7 protein-coding genes are annotated in these 4911 nt (G+C 59.5%); all 7 read left to right on the top strand.

Annotated elements, in window-relative coordinates; all coding sequences use genetic code 11:
- The first annotated feature begins 122 nt into the window (after positions 1–122).
- Positions 123–374, top strand: a complete 252-nt coding sequence (locus tag EN935_RS22165) for a hypothetical protein (RefSeq protein ID WP_127262981.1) — start codon at positions 123–125, stop codon at positions 372–374.
- Positions 374–700 carry a hypothetical protein gene (locus EN935_RS22160; protein WP_127262980.1) on the top strand — a complete coding sequence of 109 codons (327 nt, stop codon included), beginning with the start codon at positions 374–376 and terminating at the stop codon, positions 698–700. Before EN935_RS22165 ends, EN935_RS22160 begins: the two co-directional genes overlap by 1 nt.
- A gap of 73 nt (positions 701–773) precedes the next feature.
- The gene (locus EN935_RS22155) at positions 774–1433 is read left to right on the top strand and encodes a DUF1353 domain-containing protein (RefSeq protein ID WP_164757585.1); all 660 of its coding nucleotides are present in this window, start codon (positions 774–776) and stop codon (positions 1431–1433) included.
- Between the two features lie 124 nt (positions 1434–1557).
- Positions 1558–2694, top strand: coding sequence for a hypothetical protein (locus EN935_RS22150; RefSeq protein WP_127373614.1), 1137 nt, complete (start codon positions 1558–1560; stop codon positions 2692–2694).
- A gap of 23 nt (positions 2695–2717) precedes the next feature.
- Positions 2718–3734 (top strand): phage major capsid protein, encoded by a 1017-nt coding sequence (locus EN935_RS22145; RefSeq protein WP_127262977.1) that lies wholly within the window; start codon positions 2718–2720, stop codon positions 3732–3734.
- A 13-nt stretch (positions 3735–3747) separates the two neighbouring features.
- Positions 3748–4275, top strand: coding sequence for a hypothetical protein (locus tag EN935_RS22140; protein WP_127262976.1), 528 nt, complete (start codon positions 3748–3750; stop codon positions 4273–4275).
- Positions 4276–4361: 86 nt separating this feature from the next.
- Positions 4362–4911 (top strand): hypothetical protein (locus tag EN935_RS22135; protein ID WP_127373613.1); only part of this gene is annotated, 550 nt, incomplete at its 3' end.

The raw sequence follows: 4911 nt of genomic DNA, 5'->3' as shown, positions 1-4911 counted from the left end.
AGCCCAGATGGCGCAACAAGCCGGCATCACGCTTTCACCGCAGGAGATGGCCGATCACACCGCTGGCCAGGATGCCAAGAAGGCAGCCGATGCTGCCGCCAAGGCCCAGAAAGGATCACCCCATGCCAGTTAGCGCTGATGAACTCTGCCGGGGAGGGATGAGCTATCCAGTGGCGATCGAGGTTGCCCGGCAGATGAATGCCGGGCTCACCAATGGCAACGCCGCCTCGCTGATGGCGGTCGGGCTGCCGGGCGAACAGGCCAAAGAAATCGCCCGGCAGATCAACGCCGGTGTTTTTGACGGTCACAAGCTGGCGATGACGCAGGTCAATCCGATCCTCGCGCAAACGCTGAAGCGGACCAGCGGCCTCTGATGACCTACGCATGGATTGATCTCGGCAACGGCCGGCAGGTGTTCCGCAAGGTGGAAACCGCCAGGCCAAAGCGTTCAGCACTTCCGGCGCCGATGATCAGCACCGATACGATGCCTGAAACGCAGTCGATGCTGGACGGCAATTACTACACCTCGAAATCGGCACTGCGCGCGACCTATCGCGCCGCTGGTGTCGAGGAGATCGGAAACGATCCGGCGCGGTATCGCCGGAAGCCGAAGCCCAAGGTCGACCGCAAGGCGATCAAGGATAGCGTTCAAAAGGCAAAAGCCCGGTTCGAGCGCGGCGAGAGAACCACAAGCAACTGATCTCCAAGCTGCGTTGTCAACCATTCGGTAGAGTCCTACCATCGATAGACAAATGGCGGAGGGGCGAAGTCTCATGCGAACGTCGCGCATTATTTTGTCTGCAATTGCTGTGTTGTTACAGGTTTCAACGGCTGGAGCCGGTCATTTCGTTGGAAGCTTCCAAGCCGAATTTCTAGACGACGGACGCAAGATAAGGCTTTTGCAGCCCTACGAGTTTGATGATGACAACAACAAACAGTGGAACGTGCCTAGTGGAACCGAGGTAGATGGAGCTTCAATTCCAAAGCCCCTCTGGAGCATAATAGGCGGGCCGTTCGAGGGTAAGTATCGGAACGCCTCTGTCATTCATGATTATGAATGCGATAAAGAAACCACCCCATGGTGGGACGTGCACCAGATGTTTTATGACGCCATGATTGCCTCGGACGTAGGCCCGATAGAAGCCGAAATCCTGTACCTTGGTGTTTTCAACTTTGGTCCACGCTGGACGGTCGCAGACCCTCCTAGCCACGTACGTGTGTGCACGACAGGAATCAACGGATTTACGTGCATCATGGAGTTCCGCGAGGGCATACCCCATGGGTATCCGCAGAACGCGTACAGCGAAGAAGACATGGCGAAGATTGAGGCGTACGTACGAGCCCAGGTTCAAGGCGGCGATCTACCTCTTGGCCGTGACGCCGACAAAGTTTTAACGAGAATACTTGGGCACTCGTCGATAATTAAGAACTAAAATCCCTTCGGCTTTCTCAGCGAAATAATCAGCCGAATTAGATTTTGATCACGCAGAATTCCGTGACGCAATCGCGCCGCGTCGTGCGCTCTTTTATCTGCAATCCCTCAGACGGAGCAATCCAATGGAAGACCTGAACGGAGGCGCATCAGCGCCCGCCGAGACCACTACTGTTGCACCCGAAGTCGAGACTGTCGCCCCGCCGGCGCCTGTCAATTCCGAGGTTCCCAAGGCCGAAGCAAAGTCCGATCCGAAGGCTGAGGAAAAGAAGGCTCCTACCGCTCGGGAAGCTCTAAAAGCTGCTGCCGAAAAGGTGGCGGAAAAGGCCAAGGCGGAGATATCGGACGCTGATAAGAAAGCCCCTCCGATCCAGTCGAAACCAGCCGACAAGACAGCGGACAAGGCACTACCAGACCCGAAGTCAGGGAAGGCGGTGGAAACTGCCGCCACGGTCGAAAAACCCGCTGAAACGGCTCCCAAGACCGCTCATCACGAGGCTCCGGCACGCTTCAAGAGCGATGCTGCGGCGATGGCGGAATGGGAGAAATCTCCAGAGCCCGTCAAAGCAGCCGTGCACCGCTCTATCCGCGAGCTCGAGGCCGGTATCGAAAAGCACCGCGTCTCGGCCGAGGCCTACGAACAGGTCAAGGACTTCGACGATCTAGCGAAGAAGAACAACACGTCGCTGCGCGATGCGATGACCCGCTACACCAATCTGGAGCGGACCCTTCTCACCAATCCGCTGAAGGGCATCGAGGCGGTTTGCGACTATGCTGGTGTCTCGCTGCGCCAACTGGCGGCGCACGTCATGGGGCAGAAGCCCGACGAGGTGCAGGGCCAGAACGATGCCACGGTGCGCGAGCTTCGGCAGGAGATTGCCTCGTTAAAGCAGCAGGTCGGTGGCGTGACCACCTCGATCCAGCAACAGCATGTCGAGCGCACCGGCGCCGCAGTGGAAAAATTCGCGGCCGAACATCCCCGGTTCGAGGAATTGGCCGAAGACATCGCCTTCTTTATCAAGTCCGGCAAGACCAAGGACTTGGCCGAAGCATATTCGCTGGCAGAACGGATGAACCCGGCTCCAGCCACAACAGCTCAAGCAGCGCCTCAGACGCGCACCGCTCCAGACCCGCAGGCTCAGACCCTGAAGGGCCAGAAATCCGTCACAGGCGCACCCTCGGCCGGCTCAGACCCGGCAACGAAGCGAGCCTCCACCTCAATCAAGGATGCACTCCGGCGGGCCGCAGCCCAAGCTGGATGATCCGGTCATAAAGGAGGGGCGAGATGCCTCTTACTTCAGTCGAAAAGAACCAGGAGATCCTGTCTCTGGCGCTTGAGGATCGATCCTCGGGTTACCAGGACCTGGTTTCCAACTCGTGCGCTCTGCTGCACGTGCTTCAAAGCAAGGGCAAGTTCAAGGAGTATTCCGGCCCGCGCATCCGTGAACGTCTTCTCTACACGAAGACCGGATCGGCCGTCTGGTATAACGGTTTCGGGTTCCTCAACCCGGTGCCGACCGAGTTGTTCAACGACGCCGAGTACACCCCGAAAATGGTTGCCGTCGCCATCACCCTCGCCAATGAGGACATCCTCAACAACGAGGGCGAAAACCAGCTTCTGGACATGATGGAAAGCCACATCGCAGCCGCCGAAAGCGAGCTGGAAGATGAGGTCGACATCTCGCTCCATGGCAACGGCACCCGCTTCGGCGGCCGCGAGCTTGGCGGCCTGCAGCTGGCTGTTCCGACCGTGAACAATTCCGGCACCTATGCCGGCATCGATCGCGGCGCCAATGCGATCTGGCGTACATCGGTGTTCGACGCGAATTCGTTCGCGACCGACATCGGCACCCAGGTCACCGCAACCACCGTCCGCCCGATGCTCAACCGCATCATGACGCAGCGCGCACGCGGCAAGAAAGCCGCTGACCTGCTGCTCATGTCGGCAGAGCATTATGCGGCCTACGATGCGGCCACTGTGGCCATCCAGCGCGTCAATGACGTGTCTGGGCTAGGCAAGCTCGGCTTCACGTCCCTGAAGTACTTCGGCGCCGGCCGCTCGGCCGACATCGTGCTTGAAGGTGGCATCGGTTCCAACATGCCGGCGAACACGACCTATGGTCTGGACACCGACAATCTTTGGGTCCGCTACCACCCAGAACGGAACTTCAACAAGATCGGCAAGGCGATGGTCCCGATCAACCAGGATGCCGTTGTCCAGTACATCGGCTTCATGGGCGAGGTGACCATGACGAATCCGCTCTTCCAGTGGAAGTTCTACGACTCCAACCCGGCCGCATAAGGAGGACCGAAACATGGCTTACGTTCCGCACACTCCCCACCTCGGCCTGCAGCCGATCGCTGCGACCGTCTTGCCGGGCGCTACAACCCAAGTCCTGGGTCGCGGTGCGCCTGGTCCTTTCCTCGGCGACATCATCAGGGCGGAAGATCCGACCTACGGCGTCGGCGAGTTCATCTACCTCAAAGGCGTTGCCGCGACGGCTGTCGGGTCACTGGTCACGTACGACCAGTACCTCAACACCACGACCATCGCCCCGGCCACCGGTGGAAACGGTTCCGTTGCTGTCGCCATGTCTGCGAATGTTGCCAGCCAGTACGGCTGGTATCAGATCGCGGGTGCTGCGGTAGTGAAGGCGCCGAATGCGATGGTGGTCGGTGCCGATGTGTTCATGCTGGCGGCCACTCCCGGCAGCGTGGACGATGCCCCGGTCGCTGGTGAGCAGGTGCTCAACGCGAAAGTGTCGACCACAACGGGCACCCCGTCCGCTGGTCTGGCAGTGATCCAGATCAGCCGGCCGTTCCTGCAGGGTCAGATCACCTAACCCTGACGGCATTTCCGAACCTTCAACGGGGAGCTTCGCGGCTCCCCGATTTCTCTCCCGCAACCTCTCAGACAGGAACATTCGCCATGAATGCGAACACGAACGTCATCAATGCAGTTTTCCGCAATCACGTCGTGCCCGACGAGCAGTCCAGCAAGAAGGCCGGACGCCCGATCTTCGTCGACATGGAAGTCTGCGACCTTACCTTTCCCGCAAACACCAAAACCAAGGCCACATTCCCGGCGCATGAGCCGGAGCCAAACGCGACCCGCGAAAGTATGGCAGCCGGTGGCGGCGTCGTGACCTACGCCATGCTCTACAATCAGCAATATCTGGCCTTCAAGGACGGCAACACGCAGCCGCTGTCGGGCACGCCGCTATCGGAAGCCCCGTTCCTGATGGAGGGCAAGCGCCGCGAACTGATCGCGCTGAACGTCAAAACGGTGGAGCAGTTGGCCTCTCTCGACGGCACGCCGCTGAAGCAACTCGGCATGGGCGGCCGCGAACTCAAGAACCAGGCACAGGCCTATCTCGACAATGCATCTGGCAGCGCCGATGTCACCAACCTTGCATCCCAAGTCGCTGCGCTCACCCAGCAGCTGGCTGAAGAGCGCCGGTTGCGCGAAGAGTACATGC

Origin of the sequence: Mesorhizobium sp. M7D.F.Ca.US.004.03.1.1 (assembly GCF_003998635.1) — a bacterium.
Classification (GTDB): domain Bacteria; phylum Pseudomonadota; class Alphaproteobacteria; order Rhizobiales; family Rhizobiaceae; genus Mesorhizobium; species Mesorhizobium loti.
This window is presented reverse-complemented; position numbering and strand designations above follow the sequence as displayed.

What these genes read in the sequence shown, in the direction of transcription:
- EN935_RS22155 (WP_164757585.1), top strand. Translation starts at nt 774, where the DNA reads ATGCGAACGTCGCGCATTATTTTGTCTGCAATTGCTGTGTTGTTACAG.
- EN935_RS22160 (WP_127262980.1), top strand. Translation starts at nt 374, where the DNA reads ATGACCTACGCATGGATTGATCTCGGCAACGGCCGGCAGGTGTTCCGC.
- EN935_RS22140 (WP_127262976.1), top strand. Translation starts at nt 3,748, where the DNA reads ATGGCTTACGTTCCGCACACTCCCCACCTCGGCCTGCAGCCGATCGCT.
- EN935_RS22150 (WP_127373614.1), top strand. Translation starts at nt 1,558, where the DNA reads ATGGAAGACCTGAACGGAGGCGCATCAGCGCCCGCCGAGACCACTACT.
- EN935_RS22165 (WP_127262981.1), top strand. Translation starts at nt 123, where the DNA reads ATGCCAGTTAGCGCTGATGAACTCTGCCGGGGAGGGATGAGCTATCCA.
- EN935_RS22145 (WP_127262977.1), top strand. Translation starts at nt 2,718, where the DNA reads ATGCCTCTTACTTCAGTCGAAAAGAACCAGGAGATCCTGTCTCTGGCG.